At 61.4% G+C, this 23193-nt stretch carries 20 protein-coding genes; 12 read left to right on the top strand and 8 right to left on the bottom strand.

Translation table 11 applies throughout. The features are described 5' to 3' along the window. Positions 1-94: 94 nt before the first annotated feature. Positions 95-1519, bottom strand: a complete 1425-nt coding sequence (locus tag J1G34_RS19280) for an aminotransferase-like domain-containing protein (RefSeq protein ID WP_065887930.1) — start codon at positions 1517-1519, stop codon at positions 95-97. Between the two features lie 160 nt (positions 1520-1679). On the opposite strand from J1G34_RS19280, the gene J1G34_RS19275 reads away from it, so the two are divergent. From J1G34_RS19275 to J1G34_RS19255, 5 genes are read left to right on the top strand one after another with little or no spacing between them, the layout of a single operon-like run. Next, a complete protein-coding gene (locus tag J1G34_RS19275; RefSeq protein WP_163001595.1) occupies positions 1680-2573 on the top strand; it encodes a DMT family transporter in 894 nt (297 codons plus the stop codon). Between the two features lie 23 nt (positions 2574-2596). Then, complete coding sequence (gene moeB / locus J1G34_RS19270) at positions 2597-4459, top strand: molybdopterin-synthase adenylyltransferase MoeB (protein ID WP_222994497.1); 1863 nt, start codon at positions 2597-2599, stop codon at positions 4457-4459. A gap of 14 nt (positions 4460-4473) precedes the next feature. Further along, entirely contained in the window at positions 4474-5388 is a 915-nt protein-coding gene (locus tag J1G34_RS19265; RefSeq protein WP_065937021.1) for a PLP-dependent cysteine synthase family protein, read from the top strand. 37 nt (positions 5389-5425) lie between these two features. Continuing rightward, the gene (locus J1G34_RS19260) at positions 5426-6418 is read left to right on the top strand and encodes a serine O-acetyltransferase (RefSeq protein ID WP_065892333.1); all 993 of its coding nucleotides are present in this window, start codon (positions 5426-5428) and stop codon (positions 6416-6418) included. 2 nt (positions 6419-6420) lie between these two features. Then, a complete protein-coding gene (locus J1G34_RS19255; protein WP_065892332.1) occupies positions 6421-7152 on the top strand; it encodes an alanyl-tRNA editing protein in 732 nt (243 codons plus the stop codon). 108 nt (positions 7153-7260) lie between these two features. On the opposite strand, the gene prpD is transcribed toward J1G34_RS19255, so the two are convergent. The 6 genes from prpD to J1G34_RS19225 all read right to left on the bottom strand — a co-directional run bounded on the left by prpD (position 7261) and on the right by J1G34_RS19225 (position 15760). Next, positions 7261-8745, bottom strand: a complete 1485-nt coding sequence (gene prpD, locus J1G34_RS19250; RefSeq protein ID WP_065898144.1) for a 2-methylcitrate dehydratase — start codon at positions 8743-8745, stop codon at positions 7261-7263. Positions 8746-8996: 251 nt separating this feature from the next. Further along, complete coding sequence (gene prpF, locus J1G34_RS19245; protein WP_065892330.1) at positions 8997-10187, bottom strand: 2-methylaconitate cis-trans isomerase PrpF; 1191 nt, start codon at positions 10185-10187, stop codon at positions 8997-8999. Between the two features lie 11 nt (positions 10188-10198). Then, positions 10199-12793: a Fe/S-dependent 2-methylisocitrate dehydratase AcnD gene (gene acnD, locus J1G34_RS19240; protein ID WP_065937023.1), complete on the bottom strand. Its 2595-nt coding sequence runs from the start codon at positions 12791-12793 to the stop codon at positions 10199-10201. A 197-nt stretch (positions 12794-12990) separates the two neighbouring features. Then, the gene (gene prpC, locus J1G34_RS19235; protein WP_065935004.1) at positions 12991-14118 is read right to left on the bottom strand and encodes a bifunctional 2-methylcitrate synthase/citrate synthase; all 1128 of its coding nucleotides are present in this window, start codon (positions 14116-14118) and stop codon (positions 12991-12993) included. Between the two features lie 36 nt (positions 14119-14154). Further along, a complete protein-coding gene (gene prpB / locus J1G34_RS19230) occupies positions 14155-15048 on the bottom strand; it encodes a methylisocitrate lyase (protein ID WP_057721179.1) in 894 nt (297 codons plus the stop codon). A 13-nt stretch (positions 15049-15061) separates the two neighbouring features. Next, entirely contained in the window at positions 15062-15760 is a 699-nt protein-coding gene (locus J1G34_RS19225; protein WP_065892326.1) for a GntR family transcriptional regulator, read from the bottom strand. A 265-nt stretch (positions 15761-16025) separates the two neighbouring features. Between J1G34_RS19225 and rloA the strand changes: the two genes are divergently transcribed. The 6 genes from rloA to J1G34_RS19195 all read left to right on the top strand — a co-directional run bounded on the left by rloA (position 16026) and on the right by J1G34_RS19195 (position 21417). Further along, positions 16026-16565, top strand: coding sequence for a retropepsin-like aspartic peptidase RloA (gene rloA / locus J1G34_RS19220; RefSeq protein WP_065892325.1), 540 nt, complete (start codon positions 16026-16028; stop codon positions 16563-16565). A gap of 5 nt (positions 16566-16570) precedes the next feature. Continuing rightward, positions 16571-18103, top strand: coding sequence for an osmotic stress tolerance membrane protein RloB (rloB, locus tag J1G34_RS19215; protein WP_065887831.1), 1533 nt, complete (start codon positions 16571-16573; stop codon positions 18101-18103). Continuing rightward, positions 18103-19089, top strand: coding sequence for an alpha-L-glutamate ligase-like protein (locus J1G34_RS19210; RefSeq protein ID WP_065887830.1), 987 nt, complete (start codon positions 18103-18105; stop codon positions 19087-19089). The genes rloB and J1G34_RS19210 overlap by 1 nt, the downstream gene beginning before the upstream one ends. 100 nt (positions 19090-19189) lie before the next feature. Continuing rightward, on the top strand, positions 19190-20533 hold the full coding sequence (gene pabB / locus J1G34_RS19205; RefSeq protein WP_065937026.1) for an aminodeoxychorismate synthase component I: 1344 nt from the start codon (positions 19190-19192) through the stop codon (positions 20531-20533). Positions 20534-20758: 225 nt separating this feature from the next. Further along, positions 20759-21061: a type II toxin-antitoxin system HigB family toxin gene (locus J1G34_RS19200; protein ID WP_065887828.1), complete on the top strand. Its 303-nt coding sequence runs from the start codon at positions 20759-20761 to the stop codon at positions 21059-21061. After that, positions 21061-21417, top strand: coding sequence for a helix-turn-helix domain-containing protein (locus J1G34_RS19195; RefSeq protein ID WP_122463837.1), 357 nt, complete (start codon positions 21061-21063; stop codon positions 21415-21417). The genes J1G34_RS19200 and J1G34_RS19195 overlap by 1 nt, the downstream gene beginning before the upstream one ends. A 68-nt stretch (positions 21418-21485) precedes the next feature. On the opposite strand, the gene thrH is transcribed toward J1G34_RS19195, so the two are convergent. Then, entirely contained in the window at positions 21486-22103 is a 618-nt protein-coding gene (thrH, locus tag J1G34_RS19190) for a bifunctional phosphoserine phosphatase/homoserine phosphotransferase ThrH (protein WP_222994496.1), read from the bottom strand. A 150-nt stretch (positions 22104-22253) separates the two neighbouring features. On the opposite strand from thrH, the gene J1G34_RS19185 reads away from it, so the two are divergent. Next, positions 22254-22988 (top strand): phosphoadenylyl-sulfate reductase, encoded by a 735-nt coding sequence (locus J1G34_RS19185; protein WP_065898139.1) that lies wholly within the window; start codon positions 22254-22256, stop codon positions 22986-22988. The last annotated feature ends 205 nt before the right edge of the window (positions 22989-23193 follow it).

The following is a 23193-nucleotide window of genomic DNA, read 5'->3' as shown; positions in this document are numbered from 1 at the left end:
ACATTTGATCTTCGCTGCTCTGAGCATTTCGTTCGCTTAACTGACTGGCATTAGGGCAACCCCCCTCCCACACGACCCAATTGTGTCAGTCTGGCTACAGGTGAAACCTTCCCCCTCCCTGCCCCAGCGCCGTCGCCAGCGCATCGAACCCCGCCCGCAGCAACTGATCATCCCCCGAGGTATTGCAAATACTCGCCCGGATAAACTGCGGCACCGCCGTCTGCCCCACTGCAAAGGCTTCGGCGGTCGCGATCAGGTAGTTGTTCTGCTTGAGTTCCGCCTCGATTTCCGACGCGCGCCAGGGTTCGGGTACTTCGATCCAGAAGTGCGGGCTGTTGAGGTGAGTGCGGTACTGCAGGCCGCTCAATAAGCCCTCCACCAATGCCTTGCGCCGGGTTATCTCGTTGATCTGCTGGCGCAGCAGGTATTGCGCCGTGCCGTTTTCGATCCATTGGGTCGCCAATTCCAGGGTCACCGGGGTGGCCATCCAGCAGGTCGAACGCAACGCCGCTGAAATACGGCTGACCAACGCCGGCGGCGCATGCACATAGCCCACGCGCAGCCCGGCCGATACCGCCTTGCTCAAGCTGCTGATCAGGATCGTACGCTCAGGGGCGAAATAACTGAGGGGCGCAGGACGATCCTCTACCAGCACCCCGTGGGCCTCATCCTCAAGAATCAGCAGATTATGTTCACGACAGACCTTGGCCAACGCTTCACGGCGCGGGACTGACAGCACGGCGGTTGTAGGATTCTGGATCGTTGGCGTGCAATACAATGCCGAAACCCGGTGATTTCGACAGACTTCATCCAGCGCGCCCGGCAGCACGCCTTCGTCATCCATCTCCAGCCCGATCAAGCGCACACCCAGCATACGCGCGGCGGTGATAAGCCCTGGGTAAGTCAATTGCTCGGTGACCACCGTGTCGCCGGCACGCAGCAACGCCATCATTGCGCAGAGCAGGCCGTGCTGGCCGCCATTGACGCAGATGACCTGCTCGGGAATCGGATGGAAGTCGCGCTGCACCAGCCATTGTGCACCGGCCTCGCGGTAGCGCGGCAGGCCCGCATCCGGGGTATAGGCGCTGATGTCCTGGAGAAATTTGCCGTTGGTCGACAGGGTTTGGAAGCTCTGGGCAAGGAACACCGTCTCCTGACCCGGAATATGCATGTTGCGGCTCATGTCGAAGTACTGGCGTGGCTCCTCGCTGACGTTGCGAAAGCCTTCATCACGCTGGCGCTCCATCCCACGCTTGCGAACGAATGTGCCGTCACCCACGCGCGCGACTACCAACCCCAAGCGCTCCAGCTCACCGTAGGCCCGGCTGATGGTGCCGATAGTGACGCCCAGATTGTCGGAAAGGACCCGATGGGGCGGCAGTTTTCTTCCCGGTTCAATCGTGCCTTCAAGGATGCCCCTTTCCATGACATCGGACAGGCGCTTGTACTTCACGCCCTGACCATTGGACAACCCCTCACGCATAATTGACACCATGTCAATATTTGTTTTGACAGTCATCATTCGCCCTAATAGTGTGCTTTTGCGGGTTCAATCACCGGATTGAATCACTTATAACAAGTTCAATATAGAGTTCAATTCCGGCTCAGGGAAGCAATAAACGATGCCAATGTCCGCCATTCTTGAAAACACCGCAAAAACCAAAACCCGCAAACAGTGGCTGGCCGGGTTGATCACCAGCGTGATGTTCCTGATCGTGTGCCTGAGCTGGGGCACCACCTGGCTGGGCATCAAGATTGCGGTGGAAAGCGTGCCGCCACTGACGTCAGCAGGCCTGCGCTTCCTGATCGCCTTCCCGTTGTTCCTGTGTTTCGCCATGGTGCGCCGTGAGCCGATTCTGTTCCCACGGGAAAGCCGCTGGTTCTTCGTGTTCGTGACCCTGTCCTACTTCAGCATTCCCTATTACCTGCTCAATTACGGCGAGATGCACGTCTCGTCCGGCCTGACTGCCCTGCTGTTCAGCTGCATGCCGGTGTTCATCCTGATCTTCTCCGCGCTGTTCCTGCGCGAGCGCATCTACCTCTCCCAGGTGGTCGGCATCGGCATCGGTTTCGGCAGCCTCTACATGATTATCAAGAGCCAGGGCCTGCACCTGGACCATGCCGAATTCTTCGGCGTACTGGCGATTCTGGCCGCCGCGATCATGCACGCGTTGTGCTACGTGATTACCAAGCAAAAAGGCAGCGCCATCAGTGTCATCACCTACAACACCCTGCCTATCGGCATTGCCGGGCTGATGCTGTTCGTGGCCGGCCTGTGGTTTGAAAACCCGACCTTCGACGCCATCACCCTGCGCTCCTGGAGCGCGCTGTTCTACCTTGGGCTGGTCGCTTCGGTGGGTGGTTTCATTGTGTATTTCATGCTGCTCAAGCGCCTGAGCCCGATCATCCTGTCCTTCGTGTTCATCATCTTCCCCGTGTTCGCGGTGATCATCGGCGCCTGGTACGAAGGCGTGGAAATTTCCCGTGACCTGATGCTGTACTCGGCGATCCTGCTGGCCGGCTTTGCGATCACCAAGCTACCCATCGAAAAACTGCTGGCGAAGAAAAATTGACCCTCACCCCAAGCGAGAGAAACATGGAAGTCCTCCGCCCCCACGCCCTGGAACAGATCTACGCCCACGCAAGCCGCAGCTATCCCGAGGAGTGCTGCGGTTTCATCTTCGCCGACGGCAGTGTGTACCTGGGCAGCAATATCCAGAACGAATTGCATCGCAGGAACCCGCAGATGTACCCGCGCAGTGCGGCCAACGGCTACACCTTTTCGGTCGCCGACACGCTGCTGCTGAACAAGGCCTTTCGCAGCGACAACCCGGTGGTGGTGATCTACCACTCGCACCCGGATGTCGGCGCCTATTTCAGTGATGAAGACCAGGACAAGGCGCTGTTCCTGGGCGAGCCGATCTACCCTGTCAGCTACCTGGTGGTGGATGTTCGCCAGGGCCAGGCCCTGGGGTCAAAGCTGTTTGCCTGGGATGGCAAGCATTTCGCCCTTCAACCTTTCAACGACCTGCACACGGAGTTGTCCATGAACGCTGTCTCTTTCCCCGACATTCTGGTTCGCGTGGCCAAGCTGCCGCAATCGACCCTTGAGGGCGCCGGATCGACATTGCGCGAAGTCATTGAAAACCTCTGCGACAGTCACCCACAGTTGCGCCCGCATCTGTTTCACGAGCAGAACAACCAGCTCAAGGAGCACTTCCTGTTTACCGCCGAGGACGCGTTGATCGACGCCGACGACAGCTTGCCGGAAAACGCTCGGATCGAAGTGCTGCTGGCCACCTCCGGCGGCATCGACGTCGACACCCTGAGCAACGAAGAAGTGCAACGCTACGTGCGCCATATCACTCTGCCCGGTGTCGGCCGTGAAGGTCAGTTGAACCTGAAAAAAGCCAGGGTGCTGATCATCGGCACCGGCGGCCTGGGCTCACCCATCAGCCTGTACCTGGCGGCGGCCGGCATCGGCACCCTGGGCCTGGTGGACTTCGACGTGGTGGAAAGCAGCAACCTGCAACGCCAGGTCGTGCACGGCAACAGCACCCTGGGCATGCCCAAGGTGGAGTCCGCCAAACAACGCTTGCAGGACCTGAACCCCCACATCCGGATCAACGCGCACAACACCGCACTCAATACCGACAACGCCCTGGAACTGGTGGCCGCCTATGACCTGGTGATCGACGGCACGGACAATTTCGACACCCGCTACCTGGTCAATGACGCCTGCGTGCAATTGGGCAAGCCGCTGGTATACGGCGCGATCTACCGCTTCGACGGGCAAATCAGCGTGTTCAATCATAAAGGTGGGCCGTGCTACCGCTGCCTGTTCCCCAAGGCCCCGCCCGCAGAGCTGGCGCCCAATTGCAGCGCCGGCGGGGTCATCGGCGTGTTGCCGGGGGTGGTGGGCATGATCCAGGCGACCGAGGCGATCAAACTGCTGATCGGCATTGGCGAACCGTTGTCCGGCCGCTTGATGCGTTTCGATGCGCTGGCCATGAAATTCAGCGAAATCCGCTTCAAGCGCCGTGCCGACTGCCCGTGCTGCTCGGAGCTGCGTCACAGCGAGACCGCCACGCCGGCGGTGTGCGCGGATGCCGTGCCGAGCCAGCCGTCCCTGGCCGAAGAACGCTACATCGAGCCTCGGCTGCTCAAGCAAGTGATCGACAACCACCGCAGCGCCGACGTGTTGCTCGACGTTCGCGATGCAAGCGAACTGGAAGTGTGCAAACTGCCGGGCGTGGTGCACATCCCCCTGGCCGAGCTGGATGAGCAGCTCGGCAGCCTGAGCCGCGACAACACCCATTACCTGATCTGCTACGCCGGCACGCGTGCCGAGCAGGCCGCCAGTACCTTGCTGGCGGCGGGCTTCGCCAACACCAAAGTCCTGCAGGGCGGCATGAAACATTGGGTGCGCGACGTCGAACCCGACATGCCGCTGTACTGACCGGGGGCCGACCGATGCTGCATAACTCCATTCTCGACGTGATCGGCCAAACCCCGATCGTGCGTCTGGCGCAGTTTTCCGAAGACCTCGGCATCGAGGTCTACGCCAAGCTGGAATCCCTCAACCCGGGCGGCAGCCACAAGGCGCGCATCGCCCTGGGCATGATCCTCGACGCCGAGCGCCGGGGCGTGCTGATGCGCGACTGCGGACAAACCATCATCGAACCCAGCGGCGGCAATACCGGTATCGGCCTGGTGATGGCGGGCAATGTGCTCGGCTACAAAGTGGTGCTGGTCATCCCGGACAACTACAGTCCCGAAAAACAGAAGCTGCTGCGCCTGTATGGCGCCAGGGTGGTGCTCTCGGACAGCCGCCTGGGCAACAACTCCCACGGCGAAAAGTGCATGGAACTGCTGTTGGAAAACCCCAATTACGTGATGCTCAACCAGCAGCGCAACGGCGCCAACCCGCAAACCCATCGCGACACCACTGCGCCGGAAATCCTCCGCGCCTTTGGCGAACGGCGGGTGGACTACTTCGTCAGCGGCATCGGCACCGGCGGGCATATCACCGGTATCGGCGAAACCCTCAAGGCCGCCTGGCCGGCACTGCGCATCATGGGCGTGGAGCCGGAGGAATGCGACTTGCTCAAGGACCGGCACGCCCCGCACGCCATCCAGGGCCTGTCGATTGGCCTGATCCCGAGCATTCTCAACCTGGACGTACTGGACGGCATGCTCAAGGTGTCGCATGGGGCGTGCCTGGAGATGATCAAACGCATCATGCGCACCGACGCCATCAGCCTGGGGCTGTCCTCGGCCGCCAACATGGTCGCCATCGCCCAACTCGCCCCGGAACTGCCGCCCGAAACGGTGGTGCTGACCATGGTCTACGACAATGCCGACAGCTACCTGCCCAGTTTCGAATAGCCGGTTACCCAACCAACCAGAATGCGGGGGTGCCTCCATGGGAGGCTTTATCGACATGCAACAGCTGCACGATGAGTTGCTCACCCACCTCATCCAGACCCTGACGCCCGGGCAGATGAAGCAGCTGGAACCGCACCTGGCGCCGCTGGTCCAGAACGCCGCCCAGGCGGTGGCCGAGGACCTGATCGCCTACGCCTATCGCGACCCGGCTTCGCGCGGACGCGGTGAGCTGATCCTGGAATCTTATGCCTCGTTCAAGGCGGTGTTGTTCTACCGGCTTGCGCACCTGGTGTGGCATTTTCCGGAGCCCGCCCACGGCGTATTCACCCGCATTGCGCTCAAGCTCAGCAACCAGGGCAAGATCCTGTCCGGGGCCGAGATTCACCCGGCTGCGCGCATCGGCCGACGCTTTGTGCTGGACCATGGCTACGGCACGGTCATCGGTGAAACCTGCGAGATCGGTCACGACTGCTACATCCTCTGCGGCGTGACCCTGGGCGCCCGCGGTATTGCCAACAACCCGGACGGCAAGCGCCATCCACGCCTGGGCAACCATGTCGAGGTCGGTGCCGGGGCGCGGGTGCTGGGCTACGTGCAGATCGGTGACAATGTGTTTATCAGCCCGGCCTGCGTCATTACCCAGGACGTGCCGGCGGGCACCAAGGTCAAGGTGGTCAACCAGATCCAGTTGCAGAAAAACGATGAATCGGAGCACAGCAACTACCTCGGTGCGTTCGCCCTGGATGAGCGCCTGCACGTGGTCGGCGAGGTCGACGCGGGGCACAAGGTCACGGTGCTGGACGCCGACTTTCATCCCCTGCCGGGGCTGATGCTCGAACCCACGGTGAAGGAGCGGCATCACCTGCAATTTCGCCTGCACCGCCAGGGCGTCAGCGAACAACTGCCACGCCTGCCGCTGAACCTGAAAGTCTGCGGCCCGGCGTTCGAAATCACCCTGCTCTCTCCCCCTGGCTTGAGTGCGATGGTGCGTCACCTGTTGCAAGCCAGCCCACTGATCGTTGGAGGTTGAACATGTCCGTGCACACCATGGAAACCCTGGCGCTGTTCGACAGCGCGCCCTATCAAAACGCCTTCAGCGCCCGGGTGATTGCCGTCAGCGAGCACGGCGTCGCGCTGGAACACACGTTGTTCTACCCCACCGGCGGTGGGCAACCGGGCGACACCGGCCACTTCACCCTGGCCGACGGCACCCGCGTGCAGGTCACCGGCACGGTGCGCGATCCGGTACTGCGCTCGATCATCTGGCATCAGGTGGACCATTGCCCGGCGCAACTGATTGCCGGCGCCCAGGTAGACGCCGGCCTGGACTGGGAGCGCCGCTACCAGCACATGAAGATGCACACTTGCCTGCACTTGCTGTGTTCGATCATCGACGCACCTGTCACCGGTTGCAGCATCAGCGCGGACAAGGGTCGCCTGGATTTCGACCTGCCGGAAATGACCCTGGACAAAGACAGCATCACCCGCGACCTCAACGCACTGATTGAGCAGGCGCACCCGGTGCAAACCCTGTCGATGGCCGCCACCGAGTACGCCACCCTGCTGCAGATCACCCGCACCCAGGCCGTTGCGCCGCCGGTCATCCAGGGCTCGGTTCGGGTGATTGAAATTGCAGGCATCGACATCCAGCCGTGTGGCGGCACCCACGTGCTCAATACCGAGGAAATCGGCCGGGTGTTCTGCGAGAAGATCGAAAAGAAGAGCAAGCACAACCGCAGGGTGATTTTGCGGTTTGAAGGCTGAAATGTGGGAGGGGGCTTGCCCCCGATGGCGGTGGGTCAGTCACCTGATGCACTGACTGACACTCAGCTATCGGGGGCAAGCCCCCTCCCACATTGACCGCGTTGTTTTCTAGATCATGAACAGGTCCATGAAACGGTTGACTGGGGTAGCCTCAAGCCGTGCCTGGTCCGTGCACAAGGCAAAAATCTCGGCGCTGCGCTGCGCAGGGAAGCGCGTCGCCAGATTGGCTTTGAACTTGGCTTCCAGCAGAGGAATCCCATCCTCCCGACGACGGCGATGGCCAATCGGATACTCCACCGCCACCTGCTCGGTGCAGGTGCCGTCGGTGAAGAACACCTGCACCGCGTTGGCGATGGAGCGCTTGTCAGCCTCCAGGTATTCGCGGCTGTAACGCGGGTCTTCAACGATGACCATTTTCCCGCGCAGCTCATCGATGATCGGATGGGCGGCATGGAAATGGTCTTCATACTGTTCGGCCACCAGGTCGCCGAAGGCCAGGGGCACGGCCGTCATGTATTGCAGGCAATGGTCACGGTCGGCGGCGTTGGCCAATGGGCCGACCTTGGAAATGATACGAATGGCCGACTCGTGGGTGGTGATCACGATACGTTCGACTTCATGCAGGCGCTGCTTGACCTGCGGATGCAGGATGACCGCCGCTTCGCAGGCAGTCTGCGCATGAAATTCAGCGGGAAAGCTGATCTTGAACAGCACGTTTTCCATCACATAGGTGCCGTAGGGCTGGGACAGGCTGAACCTGCGCTGTTCTTCCGGCTTGAGGGCCAGGTCCTTGTTGGTGTGGCTGAACAAAACGTCGTAGAAGCCCCACTGCGGCGCGCTCAGTACACCGGGTATGCCCATCTCGCCACGCATCGCGATATCCGCCAGACGCACCCCGCGACTCGATGCATCGCCCGCCGCCCAGGACTTGCGCGAACCGGCATTGGGCGCATGACGGTAAGTGCGCAACGCCTGCCCGTCGACAAACGCATGGGACAAGGCGGCGAGCAGTTGCTCGCGGTTGGCGCCCATCAGCTTGGCAGTGACTGCCGTCGAGGCGACTTTGACCAGCAGCACATGGTCGAGGCCGACGCGATTGAAGGCGTTTTCCAGGGCGATCACGCCCTGGATCTCGTGGGCCATGATCATCGCTTCCAGCACCGTGCGTAGGCTCAGCGGCGCGTCGCCGTTGGCCACGCGTTGCTGCGACAGATGATCAGCCACCGCGAGGATGCCGCCCAGATTGTCCGAAGGGTGGCCCCACTCCGCCGCGAGCCAGGTGTCGTTGTAATCGAGCCAGCGCACGATGCAGCCGATGTCCCAGGCGGCCTTGACCGGGTCCAGCCGCAACGAAGTGCCCGGCACCCGTGCGCCGAACGGCACCACGGTGCCTTCGACGAGCGGCCCCAGGTGCTTGGTGCACTCGGGAAAGCGCAACGCCAGCAGGCCGCAGCCGAGGGTGTCCATCAGGCAGTTGCGTGCGGTGTCCAGGGCGGCTTGGGACTCGACTTGGTAGGTGAGGACATAGTCGGCAATGTCCTGCAGGACCTGGTCGTAGTCGGGACGGTTGTTCTGGTCGACGTTGGCGCTCATGGCAGTTCTCCAAATGGGTGGTTTATTCCTCAGGGTCACGGTTGATCATCAGGGCAGGTCTGGTTGCCTGCCTTGGAATAGAAATCCCTTGTGGAGCGGGCCCACCTGTAGGAGCGAGCTTGCTCGCGAAAAACTTACAGGCGCCGCGTTCATTCAAAAAGCACGCGTATTCGTTGAAGTTTTTCGCGAGCAAGCTCGCTCCTACAGTAGCAATTAGGGCAAGCCCCCTCCCCTGGGATTGGTGCCGGGTTTTAGAAAGCGTCGCCGGGGACGCGCACGAAACCTTCCATCAACACCCGCGCACTGCGGCTCATGATGGCTTTCTTCACCACCCATTCACCGTTGACTTGCGTCGCCTCGGCACCGACGCGCAAGGTGCCCGAAGGATGGCCGAAGCGCACGGCGTTGCGCTCCACGCCACCTGCAGCCTGGTTGACCAGGGTGCCGGAAATCGCCGCCGCCGTGCCGATCGCCACCGCCGCCGTGCCCATCATGGCGTGGTGCAACTTGCCCATGGATAGGGCCCGCACCAGCAGGTCCACATCGCCGGCCTTGACGGCCTTGCCGCTGGAGGCCACGTAATCGGCAGGCTTGGCCACGAACGCAACCTTCGGCGTGTGCTGGCGCTGGGCCGCTTCGTCCAGGTGTTTGATCAGGCCCATGCGCAACGCGCCATAGGCACGCACGGTCTCGAACATCGCCAGGGCCTGCGGGTCGCCGTTGATTGCGCCTTGCAGCTCGGTGCCGGTGTAGCCCAGGTCTTGAGCATTGATGAAAATCGTCGGGATGCCGGCATTGATCAGGGTGGCCTTGAAGGTGCCGACACCCGGCACTTCCAGTTCGTCGATCAGGTTGCCGGTGGGGAACATCGAGCCGCCACCGCCCTCTTCTTCCGCCGCAGGGTCGATGAATTCCAGCTGCACTTCGGCGGCGGGAAAGGTCACGCCGTCGAGTTCGAAATCACCGGTTTCCTGCACCGCACCGTCGGTAATCGGCACGTGGGCAATGATGGTCTTACCGATATTGGCCTGCCATATGCGCACCACGGCCACGCCGTTGTGGGGCACGCGGCCCGGGTCGACCAGGCCGGCGCTGATGGCGAACGAACCGACCGCCGCCGACAGGTTGCCGCAGTTGCCACTCCAGTCGACAAATGGCTTGTCGATGGAGACCTGGCCAAACAGGTAATCCACGTCGTGCCCGGCACGGGTGCTCCTGGACAGGATCACGCTTTTGCTGGTGCTGGAGGTGGCGCCGCCCATGCCGTCGATCTGCTTGTCATAGGGATCGGGGCTGCCGATCACCCGCAACAACAAGGCGTCACGGGCAGCCCCCGGCACCTGGGCCGATGGCGGCAGGTCTTCGAGGCTGAAGAAAACCCCCTTGCTGGTGCCGCCACGCATATAGGTGGCGGGGATCTTGATTTGCGCTGCGTATGCCATGGTTATCCTCTTCAGGCGGTGGCCGCCGATTCCAGGAAGTCCTGGGCAAAACGTTGCAACACGCCGCCCGCCTCGTAGATCGACACTTCTTCAGCGGTGTCCAGGCGGCAGGTCACCGGCACTTCGACACGCTCGCCATTTTTGCGGTTTATCACCAGGGTCAGTTGCGCACGCGGCGTGCGTTCGCCGAGCACGTCATAGGTTTCGCTGCCGTCGATCTTGAGTGTGTGGCGGTCGGTACCCGGCAGGAACTCCAGGGGCAATACGCCCATGCCGACCAGATTGGTGCGGTGAATACGCTCGAAACCCTCGGCGGCGATCGCTTCCACCCCGGCCAGGCGTACGCCCTTGGCCGCCCAGTCGCGCGACGAGCCCTGGCCGTAGTCGGCACCGGCGATGATGATCAGCGGCTGCTTGCGTTCCATGTAGGTTTCGATGGCTTCCCACATCCGCGTGACCTTGCCTTCCGGCTCGATACGCGCCAGGGAGCCCTGCTTGACCTTGCCATTTTCCTGCACCATTTCGTTGAACAGTTTCGGGTTGGCGAAGGTGGCGCGTTGCGCGGTCAGGTGATCGCCCCGGTGCGTCGCGTAGGAGTTGAAGTCAACTTCCGGCAGGCCCATTTTCGCCAGGTACTCGCCGGCGGCGCTGTCGAGCATGATCGCGTTGGACGGCGACAGGTGATCGGTGGTGATGTTGTCCGGCAACACCGCCAGCGGGCGCATGCCCTTGAGCGGACGCGCACCGGCCAATGCACCTTCCCAATACGGCGGGCGGCGAATATAGGTGCTTTGCGGGCGCCAGTCGTACAGCGGGGTGACTTTGGGGCCGGTGTCTTCGTGAATCGCGAACATCGGGATGTACACCGCGCGAAACTGCTCCGGCTTGACCGACGCCTTGACCACCGCGTCGATCTCTTCGTCGCTTGGCCAGATGTCCTGCAGGCGGATTTCCTTGCCGTCGGCGTCGAGCCCGAGCACGTCTTTCTCGATATCGAACCGAATGGTGCCGGCAATCGCATAGGCCACGACCAGCGGCGGCGAGGCCAGGAACGCCTGCTTGGCATACGGGTGAATGCGCCCGTCGAAGTTGCGGTTGCCCGACAGCACGGCAGTGGCGTACAGGTCGCGGTCGATGATTTCCTGCTGGATCAGCGGATCGAGCGCGCCGGACATGCCGTTGCAGGTGGTGCAGGCAAAGGCCACCACGCCAAACCCGAGTTTTTCCAGCTCATGCCCCAGGCCTGCTTCCTCCAGGTACATGGCCACGGTTTTCGAGCCCGGCGCCAGGGACGACTTGACCCACGGCTTGCGCGTCAGCCCGAGCCTGTTGGCGTTGCGCGCCAGCAGGCCGGCGGCGATCACGTTGCGCGGGTTACTGGTGTTGGTGCAACTGGTGATGGCGGCGATGATCACGGCGCCGTCGGGCATTTGCCCTGGCACTTCGTCCCACTGCCCGCTGATGCCTTTTGACGCCAGGTCGCGGGTGGCGACACGGGCGTGCGGATTGCTCGGGCCGGCCATGTTGCGCACAACGCTGGACAGGTCGAATGTCAGGCCACGCTCGTAGTGCGCGCCCTTGAGATCGTCGGCCCACAGGCCGGTGTGGCGCGCATATTGTTCGACCAGGGCGACTTGTTCGTCTTCCCGGCCAGTGAGTTTCAGGTAGGCGATGGTCTGCTGGTCGATGTAGAACATGGCCGCAGTGGCGCCGTATTCGGGGGCCATGTTGGAAATCGTCGCACGGTCGCCCAGGGTCAATGCCGACGCCCCTTCCCCGAAGAACTCCAGCCAGGCGCCGACCACCTTCTGTTGGCGCAGGAACTCGGTCAGCGCCAGCACCATATCGGTGGCGGTGATACCCGGCTGCAGCTTGCCGGTCAGCTCCACGCCGACGCTTTCGGGCAGGCGCATCCACGACGCACGCCCAAGCATCACGCTTTCGGCCTCAAGGCCGCCGACGCCGATGGCGATCACGCCCAGGGCATCCACATGCGGGGTGTGGCTGTCGGTGCCGACGCACGTGTCGGGGAACGCCACACCGTCACGTACCTGAATCACCGGGGACATTTTCTCCAGGTTGATCTGGTGCATGATGCCGTTGCCGGGCGGGATCACGTCGACGTTCTTGAAGGCCTTCTTGGTCCACTCGATAAAGTGAAAGCGATCTTCGTTGCGGCGGTCTTCGATGGCGCGGTTTTTTTCGAACGCCTGGGGGTCGGCACCACCGGCTTCGACGGCCAGTGAGTGATCGACGATCAACTGGGTGGGCACCACCGGGTTGACCTGCGCCGGATCGCCGCCTTGCAGGGCAATGGCGTCGCGCAGGCCGGCCAGGTCCACCAGCGCGGTCTGGCCGAGGATGTCATGGCAGACCACGCGGGCCGGGAACCAGGGGAAATCGAGGTCACGCCGGCGTTCGATCAGTTGGCTCAGGGATGCGTTGAGGGTGGCCGGGTCGCAGCGGCGCACCAGGTTTTCCGCGAGTACGCGTGAGGTATACGGCAAGGTGGCATAGGCGCCGGGGCTGATTGCCTCGACAGCCGCACGGGCGTCGAAGAAATCCAGGCGGCTGCCGGGGAGCGGTTTGCGAAATTCAGTGTTCATCGTCAGGACTCGGTCACGGTGATAACAAAAAGGACCCACTGATCCAGCGTTGAAATGCCATTTAAATGTGGGAGGGGGCTTGCCCCCGATGGCGGTGTATCAGTCGACACATGTGCTGCATGACACACCGCTATCGGGGGCAAGCCCCCTCCCACACGTTGATCGCATTCCAGTCCCGGGTCCGCGGGCCCTCTCATTCAGCGACGTTCGATTGGCACGAACTTGCGCTGCTCAACACCGATGTACTCGGCGCTTGGACGGATGATGCGGTTATTGGCGCGCTGCTCGAACACATGCGCCGCCCAGCCGGTGAGCCGCGAGCAGACGAAAATCGGCGTGAACAGCTTGGTGGGAATGCCCATGAAGTGGTACGCCGAGGCATGGTAGAAATCGGCATTGGGGAACAGTTTCTTCTGCTCCCACATGGTCTTGTCGATGGCTTCGGACACCGGGAACAACACCGTGTCGCCCACCTCGTCAGCGAGTTTTTTCGACCAGCCCTTGATCACTTCGTTACGCGGGTCGCTGTCCTTGTAGATCGCGTGGCCAAAACCCATGATCTTGTCCTTGCGCGCCAGCATGCCGAGGGTGCCTTCGACGGCTTCTTCGGCCGAACCGAAACGCTCGATCATCTCCATCGCCGCTTCGTTGGCACCGCCGTGCAGCGGGCCGCGCAGGGAACCGATGGCCGCGGTGACGCAGGAATACAGGTCGGACAAGGTCGACGCACAGACCCGGGCGGTGAAGGTCGAGGCGTTGAATTCGTGTTCGGCGTAGAGGATCAGCGACACGTTCATCACTTTGACATGCAGCTCGCTCGGCTTCTTGCCGTGCAGCAGGTGCAGGAAGTGCCCGCCAATGCTCGGCTCGTCGGTGACGCAGTCGATGCGTTTGCCGTCGTGGCTGAAGCGGTACCAGTAGCACATGATCGCCGGGAACGCGGCGAGCAGGCGGTCGGTGACGTCATGCTGCACGCTGAAGTCTTTTTCCGGCTCGATATTGCCCAGGAACGAACAACCGGTGCGCATCACGTCCATCGGGTGGGCGTCGGCGGGGATGCGCTCGAGCACTTCCTTCAACGCTTGCGGCAAGTCGCGCAGCTTGCCCAGCCTGGCGCTGTAGGCCGCCAGTTCGGCCTGGGTCGGCAGTTCGCCGTACAGCAGCAGGTAGGCGACTTCTTCAAATTGCGCATCGGCGGCCAGTTCACGCACGTCATAGCCGCGATAGGTCAAGCCGGCACCGGCCTGGCCCACGGTCGACAATGCGGTCTGCCCGGCCACCTGGCCACGCAGGCCGGCGCCACTCAATACTTTTGCTTCAGCCATGGTTCTTCTCCCATTTTATATTTGTTCAGAGAGCCGTTACTTTTTCGCGGCAAACAGCGCGTCGAGCTTCTGCTCGAAGGTGTGGTAGTCGATACGATCGTAAAGCTCCATGCGGGTTTGCATGGTGTCGATCACATTCTGCTGCGTACCGTCGCGGCGGATCGCGGTGTAGACATTCTCGGCCGCCTTGTTCATGGCGCGGAACGCCGAGAGCGGGTACAGCACGATGGAAACATCGGCAGATTTCAACTGTTCGGTGGTGAACAGCGGGGTCGCGCCGAATTCGGTGATGTTGGCCAGGATCGGTGCCTTGACCCGCGAGGCGAACAGCTTGTACATCTCAAGTTCGGTGATGGCTTCCGGGAACACCATGTCGGCGCCGGCCTCGATGCAGGCGGCGGCGCGCTCCAGGGCGGACTCCAGACCTTCCACGGCCAGGGCGTCGGTGCGGGCCATGATCACGAAGCTGTCATCGGTGCGCGCGTCCACGGCGGCCTTGATGCGGTCGACCATTTCCTGCTGGGACACGATTTCCTTGTTAGGGCGATGGCCGCAACGCTTGGCGCCGACCTGGTCTTCGATATGGATGGCGGCGGCGCCGAACTTGATCATCGACTTGACGGTGCGCGCCACGTTGAACGCCGAGGAACCGAAGCCGGTGTCCACGTCCACCAGCAGCGGCAGGTCGCACACATCGGTGATGCGGCGTACATCGGTCAGCACGTCATCCAGGCCGGTGATGCCCAGGTCCGGTACGCCCAGGGAGCCGGCGGCCACGCCGCCGCCTGAGAGGTAGATCGCCTTGAAGCCGGCGCGCTTGGCCAGCAAGGCGTGGTTGGCATTGATTGCGCCAACCACCTGCAGCGGCTGTTCACTGGCGACCGCGTCTCGGAAACGCTGGCCTGGGGTGCTCTTGTTCGTGGAACTCATGACTCACCTCTATTTATTGGGGAGCGCCGTCCGGAAAGTGACGGGCGATGTTGCGTTTGGAAGCACCGATATGCCGGCGCATCAACAGTTCGGCCAGTTCACCGTCGCGATCGGCAATCGCGTCAAGAATGCGGTGATGCTCGGCAAAGGCCTGGCGGGGACGGTTGGGGGTGGCGGAAAACTGGATGCGGTACATGCGCACCAATTGGTACAGCTCACCGCAGAGCATCTGGGTCAGGGTGCGGTTACCGGCACCTTGAATGATCCGGTAATGAAAATCGAAGTCACCTTCCTGCTGGTAATAGCCGACACCGGCCTGGAACGCGGCGTCCCGTTCATGGGTGTGCAATACCTGGCGCAGTTCTTCGATTTCCGCGTCGGTCATGCGCTCGGCCGCCAGCCGGCAAGCCATGCCTTCCAATGACTCGCGGATTTCATACAGCTCGATCAGCTCGGCGTGACTCAATGACACCACCCGCGCGCCGACATGGGGCACCCGTACCAGCAGGCGCTGGCCTTCCAGACGGTGAATCGCCTCGCGCAACGGGCCACGGCTGATGCCGTAGGTACGCGCCAGCTCCGGTTCGGAAATCTTCGTGCCGGGGGCGATCTCGCCCTTGACGATGGCGGCCTGGATGCGCCGGAAGACGTTTTCCGACATAGTTTGGGATTCATCCGACAGCGCCGACGGAAATTCCGAGTGATCCAGCATATTGTCGACACCTTTAAAAGCAATGCGGCAAAAACTAGCTAATACTCACTGCTTAGTCAAAGAATAAATCAACATTGTCGACAATCGTCTAATAACCTTATTGGCCGTTGATGAGCATGGCCGCCTGCCAGCGCTGGCGCCAAAAAAGCATCATGTTAGAATGCCCGCCGCTTTTGCCTGACATCTCAAGATGAAATGGCGCACGAGGGAGCTTGCGCAGTAATGCCAGTCGCCTTGAATTTCGCACTGCATCGCCTCAGGAACTATGAGACTCAAGCCCTTCCCCCTATTGTTGTTATGCCTATTGTCCATACCGAGCCTTGGCGTTGCCGCCGAGAAGACGGTGTATGGCCTGAACGAATACGCCAAGCTGGCGGGCATCGACCTGGAAGTCGCGGCCAAACTCGACACCGGCGCCAAGACCGCCTCGCTGAGTGCGCGCGATATCAAACGCTTCAAGCGCAACGGCGAATCCTGGGTACGCTTCTACCTGGCCATCGATACCGCCCACTCCCACCCCATCGAACGCCCCCTGGCCCGAGTCAGCAAAATCAAGCGCCGCGCCGATGACTACGACCCCGATGAGGACAAGCAGTACACCGCTCGTCCGGTGATTGCCCTGGATATCTGCATGGGCAGCGCTTTACGCAGTATCGAAGTGAACTTGACCGACCGCAGCACCTTCCAATATCCGCTGCTGATCGGCTCCGAAGCGCTCAAGCGCTTTGATGCGCTGATCGACCCCAGTCTTAAATATGCAGCAGGCAAACCTGCCTGCGCCGCCGACGCTCATACCGCCGAGTAAACCGAATGCGCTCTCTGACCCTGCACCTGAAAATCCTGATCACCATTCTGGTGGTGCTGGGTATTTCGGTCACCGCCTACCAGATCTTCGTGCTGGGCATCCCTGTCACCGAGGACGCCACCGACGACTTGTGGAACATCGACGCCAAGGTCGAGTTCGTCGCCAACCCCAAGGACCCGGTGAAGATTTCGATGTTCGTGCCGCCGTTGAGCCGCGACTTCGTCAGCCTCAATGAGAGTTTCATCTCGAACAACTACGGGGTGAGCGTCAACCGCGCCGACGGCAACCGCAAGGTCACCTGGTCGGCGCGCCGCGCCAAGGGTAACCAGACGCTGTATTACCGCCTGGTGCTGACCAAGCGCTACAGCGGTGAAAAGGTCAAGATCAAGGGCCCGACCTTTCGCGACAGCATCGCCGTGGAAGGCCCGGAAAAAATCGCCGCCGAAGCCTTGCTCGCGCCGATTCGCCAGCACTCGGCAGACGTCGAAACCTTTATCACCGAAGCCATCAAGCGCACCAACAACCTCAACGACGACAATGTAAAACTGCTGCTGGCGGGCGACCCGTCGACGCCGCACAAGGCCAAGATCGTCGAATTGCTGTTGTCCATCGCCCACGTCCCGGTGGAAAAAGTCCACACCATCCGCCTCGTCGCCGACCAGCCGCAATCGCCTGAACTGTGGCTGCGCAGCTTCAACGGCAACGACTGGCTGTACTTCAACCCGGAAACCGGTGAGCAAGGCCTGCCCGCCGACCGCCTGCTGTGGTGGACCGGCGATGAAAACCTGATCACGGTCGATGGCGGCAAGAAAGCCATGGTCACCTTCAGCCTGAACAACAGCGAGATGAATGCCATTCGCCTGGCCAAGCTGACCGACGAAAACACCGACGCCAACTTTCTCGAATACTCGCTGTACGGCCTGCCGCTGCAAACCCAGCAGACGTTCATGATCATGGTGATGATCCCGATTGGCGTGCTGGTGATCCTGATCCTGCGCAACCTGATCGGCCTGCAGACCCTCGGCACCTTCACCCCGGTGCTGATTGCCCTGGCGTTTCGCGAGACGCAACTGGGCTTCGGCATTGTGCTGTTCACCATTATTACCGCACTGGGGCTGTCGCTCAGGTCCTACCTGGAACACCTCAAGCTGCAGATGCTGCCGCGCCTGTCGGTGGTGCTGACCTTCGTGGTGGTGCTGATTGCCGCCATCAGCCTGTTCAGCCACAAGCTGGGCCTGGAGCGAGGCCTGTCGGTGGCGCTGTTCCCGATGGTGATCCTGACCATGACCATCGAACGCCTGTCGATCACCTGGGAAGAGCGCGGCGCCAACCATGCGCTGAAAGTCGCGATCGGCACGCTGTTCGCAGCCTCCCTGGCGCACATCATCATGAGCGTGCCGGAGCTGGTCTACTTCGTGTTCACCTTCCCGGCGATCCTGCTGATCCTGGTAGGTTTCATGCTGGCCATGGGGCGTTATCGCGGTTATCGCCTGACCGAACTGGTACGTTTCAAGGCGTTCTTGAAGGCTGACTCGTAATGTTCGGCTTCTGGAAGACCTGGAAAGCCCTGGAGGCGCGCGGGATCATGGGCATCAACCGGCGTAACGCCGACTACGTGCTCAAGTACAACAAGCGCAGCCTGTACCCGATCGTGGATGACAAGATCATCACCAAGGAGCGGGCCATGGCGGCCGGCATCCATGTGCCGCAAATGTACGGGGTGATCTCCACCGAGAAGGAAATCGACAAGCTCGACGACATTATCGGCGGGCGCAGCGACTTCGTGATCAAGCCCGCCCAGGGTGCCGGCGGCGACGGCATCCTGGTGGTGGCGGACCGTTTTGAAGGGCGCTATCGCACGGTGTCCGGCAAGATCATCAGCCATGAAGAAATCGAGCATCAGATTTCCAGCATCCTGACCGGCCTGTACTCCCTGGGCGGCCACCGCGACCGCGCCTTGATCGAATACCGCGTGGTGCCCGACCAGATCTTCAAGAGCATCAGCTACGAAGGCGTGCCGGATATCCGCATCATTGTGCTGATGGGGTATCCGGTGATGGCGATGCTGCGTTTGCCGACCCGTCAGTCCGGTGGCAAGGCCAACCTGCACCAGGGCGCGATTGGCGTGGGCGTGGATCTGGCCACCGGCCTGACCCTGCGTGGCACATGGCTGAACACCATCATCACCAAGCACCCCGATACCACCAATGCGGTGGATGGCGTGCAACTGCCCAACTGGGACGGCTTCATGAAGTTGGCGGCCGGCTGTTACGAGCTGTGCGGCCTGGGCTATATCGGCGTGGACATGGTGCTCGACCAGGAAAAAGGCCCGCTGATCCTGGAGCTGAACGCGCGGCCGGGGCTGAATATCCAGATTGCCAACGACTGCGGCCTGACCCTGCGCACCCATGCGGTGGAGGCGCGGCTGGAAGAACTGAAAGCCGCCGGCGTGACCGAAACCGTGGAAGAGCGGGTGAAGTTCGTACAGGAAATGTTCGGTCATATTCCGCCGGTGGAAGGCTGATCCGGTCTTCAAACTGTCTATCCCCGACATCCCCTCTAGGAGCAAATCCTACAGGGGACTACAATCCCCTCCCCCGCGCCACTGGCTGATCCACCCCCGCATGTCGACCTGTTCCGTACATCCGCTGCCCTATCGGGCCAACCCCGCCGAGTACTTTACGGCGATTCGTCATGCCCCTGGCGCGGTGCTGCTCGACAGCGGCCGGCCGGCTGCCGAGCGTGGCCGTTACGACCTGCTCAGCGCCTGGCCGGAGGCGACCTTCGCGGTTGAGCCTGAGGAGCGCGGCGACAATTTCCTGCAACGCCTGCGCGATAGCCTGACGAACTTGGGCGAAGCGACGCTGCCCGCCGGTACAGAGCTGCCCTTTGCCGGTGGTTTGATCGGCTACCTGAGTTATGACTTCGGCCGCCACCTGGAACACATGCCGCACTTGGCGGTAGACGATTTGCACCTGCCGGACGCGCGCCTGGGCCTGTATGCCTGGGCGCTGATCAGTGATCACCAGGCGCAGACCAGCCAACTGGTGTTTCACCCCACACTGGCCGACCGTGAGCGGCAGCGCCTGATTGCCTTGTTCAGTCGGCCATTCACTGCGTCAACGGCCAGCTTCACGCTGCAAGGCCCCATGGCGCCGGACCTCACGGCCGAGGCGTACCGCCAGGCCATCGTGCGCATCCAGGACTATATCCAGGCCGGTGACTGCTATCAGGTCAACTTTGCCCAGCGTTTTCGCGCGCCGTGCGCCGGTGATCCCTGGGTGGCTTACTGCGCATTGCGCCAAGCGTGCCCGACGCCGTTCTCCGGATTTCAGAGCCTGCCGGATCACGGTGCGGTATTGAGCCTGTCGCCCGAGCGTTTCGTGCGGGTCAGCGAGCGCCATGTCGAAACCCGCCCGATCAAGGGCACCCGCCCCCGTGGCCTGACACCCCAGGAAGACGCCGCGCACGCCGACGAACTGTTGGCCAGCCCCAAGGATCGCGCGGAAAACCTGATGATCGTCGACCTGCTGCGCAACGACCTCGGCCGCAGTTGCCGAATCGGCTCGGTAAACGTACCGGAGCTGTTCAGCCTGGAAAGCTACCCCAACGTGCACCACCTGGTGAGCAGCGTCACCGGCACGCTGGCCGACGACAAGGATGCCCTCGACCTCATCGAAGGCAGCTTCCCCGGCGGCTCCATCACCGGCGCGCCGAAGATCCGCGCCATGCAGATCATCGACGAACTGGAGCCGACCCGACGTGGCTTGTACTGCGGTTCACTGATGTACCTGGACGTGCGCGGCGAAATGGACAGCTCCATTGCCATCCGCAGCCTGCTGGTCAAGGACGGGCAGGTGTGCTGCTGGGGCGGCGGCGGGATCGTGGCGGACTCCCAGTGGGAGGCGGAATATCAGGAGTCGCTGACCAAGGTACGGGTGTTGTTACACACCCTGGAAGCGCTCTAGAACCAGGCCATTCCTGCCGCGCAAGGCAGCGACTTCGCCACGAAAAACCCCGAATCAGAACGGTTGTGGACCGACGGTGAGCTGCGCGATAGCTTCCGTCTTCCACCGCCCACCGGCCGTCTGTGAAGGATCACATATGCGACTGCTCAATCGTCAGGATTTGTTTCAGGAATTGCATCCTCTCCCGCTCCACTCTACTATCTCCCAAAACGGGAGGTCAGAACGATGCGCATAATCGCTCTCTCCACCCTACGAATATTCTGGGAGAGTCGCCCGGCTTTTGCCGACGCGAAAACGCCCTTGGTCGAGCTGTATCGCCATATGGAAAAAGCCACTTATCCGACACCACAGGCCCTCAAGGCAGAGCTCAGGACTGCGAGCATTCTCAAAGGCGCCAGGGTTGTGTTCAACGTGGGTGGCAACAAGTATCGGGTGATCATGTCGATCGATTATGAGCGACAACTTGGGTTTATCCGCTTCGTCGGCACCCACGCGCAGTACGACTCAATCAACGCGGAGACCGTGTGATGAACATCAAACCTATTCACTCTCAGGAAGACCTGGCCGCTGCGCTCGCGCGCGTCGAGCAGATTTGGGGAGCGGCCATCGGCAGCCCCGAAGGTGACGAACTCGAAATTCTCGCTGTTCTCATCGAGAAATACGAGGCGGAACATTTTCCAATGCCGCCTTCGGACCCTGTGGAAGCGATCAAATTCCGCATGGAACAAATGGGCTTGACCGCCCGCGACCTTGAACCCTTTATCGGCCCCAGCGGGCGAGTTTCAGAAGTTCTGAACGGCAAGCGCAAACTGAGCCTGGCGATGATCAAACGCCTGCATGAAGGATTGTGTATTCCTTACGAACGATTGCTGGCAGGCGTTTAGGCGCAGGCTGGGAGGCCCATGTGGGAGGGGGCTTGCTCCCGATGAGGCCATCAGCCGCGCCGGACAACTTACAGGCTCAACGGCCGATTCGACGCCTTGATAAACTCCCGCTTCAAATCCTCAAACGTGTGCACGGCCGGAAACTGCGGGAATTCACGAATCACATTGTCTGGCGCATGGAACAGAATTCCGCGATCAGCCTCCGCCAGCATTGTGGTGTCGTTGTAGGAATCGCCGGCAGCAATCACGCGGTAATACAGCGTCTTGAACGCCAGTACCGACTGGCGCTTGGGGTCTTTCTGGCGCAGTTGGTAACCGACCACCCGGTCGCTTTCATCGGTAATCAGGCGGTGGCAAAGCAAGGTCGGAAAGCCCAGCTGGCGCATCAGCGGCTGGGAGAACTCGTAGAAGGTGTCGGAGAGAATCACCACTTGAAAGCGTTCGCGCAGCCAGTTGACGAACTCGATGGCGCCGTCCAGTGGCTTGAGTGTCGCGATCACTTGCTGGATATCGGCAAGCTTGAGCCCATGCTCGTCGAGGATACGCAGGCGCTGCTGCATCAACACGTCGTAGTCGGGAATGTCACGGGTGGTGGCGCGCAGGGATTCAATACCGGTTTTTTCGGCGAAGGCGATCCAGATTTCCGGAACCAGCACCCCTTCCAGGTCGAGACAGGCAATTTCCACAAGACACTCCGTTCGTATTATTCAAGTTGAGCGAGCAAAAGGACTGCCGAACTCTAGCGATTCAAGCACGCCGCCGCAACGCAGGGCGGATTTTGATACCATCGCCGCCTATAGAGCGCTCAGCGCCACTGACCTGTAGGAACCGTCCTGATGAACCAAGCCTTCGACGTCGTTGAACTCGCCACGACCTATGCCAACAAGTCCGCCCAGGACATTCTCAAGCTGGCGTTCAGCCAGTTCGGTGACGACCTGTGGATTTCCTTCAGCGGCGCCGAAGATGTGGTGCTGGTGGACATGGCCTGGAAACTGAACAAGAACGTCAAGGTGTTCAGCCTCGACACCGGCCGGCTGCACCCGGAAACCTATCGGTTTATCGAACAGGTGCGTGACTTCTACAAGATCGACATCGAACTGATCTCGCCGGACCAGAGCAAGCTGGAACCCTTCGTCAAGGAGAAAGGCCTGTTCAGCTTCTATAGGGACGGTCATGGCGAGTGCTGCGGCATCCGCAAGATCGAACCGTTGCGCCGCAAACTCGCAGGTGTACGCGCCTGGGCCACAGGGCAGCGCCGCGATCAGAGCCCGGGCACCCGCAGTCAGGTGGCCGCGCTGGAAATCGATACGGCGTTCTCTACCCCGGAACGTACCCTGTACAAGTTCAACCCGCTGGCGCAGATGACCAGTGAGGAAATCTGGGGTTACATCCGCATGCTTGAGCTGCCCTATAACAGCCTGCATGAACGCGGCTTTATCAGCATCGGCTGCGAGCCCTGCACCCGCCCGGTATTGCCCAATCAGCACGAGCGTGAAGGCCGCTGGTGGTGGGAAGAAGCTACGCAGAAGGAATGCGGGCTGCATGCGGGGAATATCATCAGCAAGGCTTGAAGTTGATGCGGTAAAACCTGTGGGAGGGGGCTTGTGTGGGAGGGGGCTTGCCCCCGATGGCGGCCTCTGGGCCTACCGGGATGTTGGATCAGATCGAGTACATATCCGTTTCTGCGGTAACGGCTACTTAGGGTTCCGCCCTGACGGCGGGTCACTTTGGAAAAGCCCCAAAGTAACCAAAGGGCTCTTGCCCCACCACTCGGCA

Origin of the sequence: Pseudomonas sp. Wu6 (genome assembly GCF_019891515.1) — a bacterium.
Classification (GTDB): Bacteria; Pseudomonadota; Gammaproteobacteria; order Pseudomonadales; family Pseudomonadaceae; genus Aquipseudomonas; species Aquipseudomonas orientalis_A.
Note: the sequence above shows the minus strand (reverse complement) of the source record. Positions and strands in the feature narration are given on the sequence as shown.

Coding starts and splice junctions, on each gene's coding strand:
- J1G34_RS19280 (WP_065887930.1), bottom strand. CDS start 1,519: ATGACTGTCAAAACAAATATTGACATGGTGTCAATTATGCGTGAGGGG.
- moeB (WP_222994497.1), top strand. CDS start 2,597: ATGGAAGTCCTCCGCCCCCACGCCCTGGAACAGATCTACGCCCACGCA.
- J1G34_RS19265 (WP_065937021.1), top strand. CDS start 4,474: ATGCTGCATAACTCCATTCTCGACGTGATCGGCCAAACCCCGATCGTG.
- J1G34_RS19260 (WP_065892333.1), top strand. CDS start 5,426: ATGGGAGGCTTTATCGACATGCAACAGCTGCACGATGAGTTGCTCACC.
- J1G34_RS19255 (WP_065892332.1), top strand. CDS start 6,421: ATGTCCGTGCACACCATGGAAACCCTGGCGCTGTTCGACAGCGCGCCC.
- prpD (WP_065898144.1), bottom strand. CDS start 8,745: ATGAGCGCCAACGTCGACCAGAACAACCGTCCCGACTACGACCAGGTC.
- prpF (WP_065892330.1), bottom strand. CDS start 10,187: ATGGCATACGCAGCGCAAATCAAGATCCCCGCCACCTATATGCGTGGC.
- acnD (WP_065937023.1), bottom strand. CDS start 12,793: ATGAACACTGAATTTCGCAAACCGCTCCCCGGCAGCCGCCTGGATTTC.
- prpC (WP_065935004.1), bottom strand. CDS start 14,118: ATGGCTGAAGCAAAAGTATTGAGTGGCGCCGGCCTGCGTGGCCAGGTG.
- prpB (WP_057721179.1), bottom strand. CDS start 15,048: ATGAGTTCCACGAACAAGAGCACCCCAGGCCAGCGTTTCCGAGACGCG.
- J1G34_RS19225 (WP_065892326.1), bottom strand. CDS start 15,760: ATGCTGGATCACTCGGAATTTCCGTCGGCGCTGTCGGATGAATCCCAA.
- rloA (WP_065892325.1), top strand. CDS start 16,026: ATGAGACTCAAGCCCTTCCCCCTATTGTTGTTATGCCTATTGTCCATA.
- rloB (WP_065887831.1), top strand. CDS start 16,571: ATGCGCTCTCTGACCCTGCACCTGAAAATCCTGATCACCATTCTGGTG.
- J1G34_RS19210 (WP_065887830.1), top strand. CDS start 18,103: ATGTTCGGCTTCTGGAAGACCTGGAAAGCCCTGGAGGCGCGCGGGATC.
- pabB (WP_065937026.1), top strand. CDS start 19,190: ATGTCGACCTGTTCCGTACATCCGCTGCCCTATCGGGCCAACCCCGCC.
- J1G34_RS19200 (WP_065887828.1), top strand. CDS start 20,759: ATGCGCATAATCGCTCTCTCCACCCTACGAATATTCTGGGAGAGTCGC.
- J1G34_RS19195 (WP_122463837.1), top strand. CDS start 21,061: ATGAACATCAAACCTATTCACTCTCAGGAAGACCTGGCCGCTGCGCTC.
- J1G34_RS19185 (WP_065898139.1), top strand. CDS start 22,254: ATGAACCAAGCCTTCGACGTCGTTGAACTCGCCACGACCTATGCCAAC.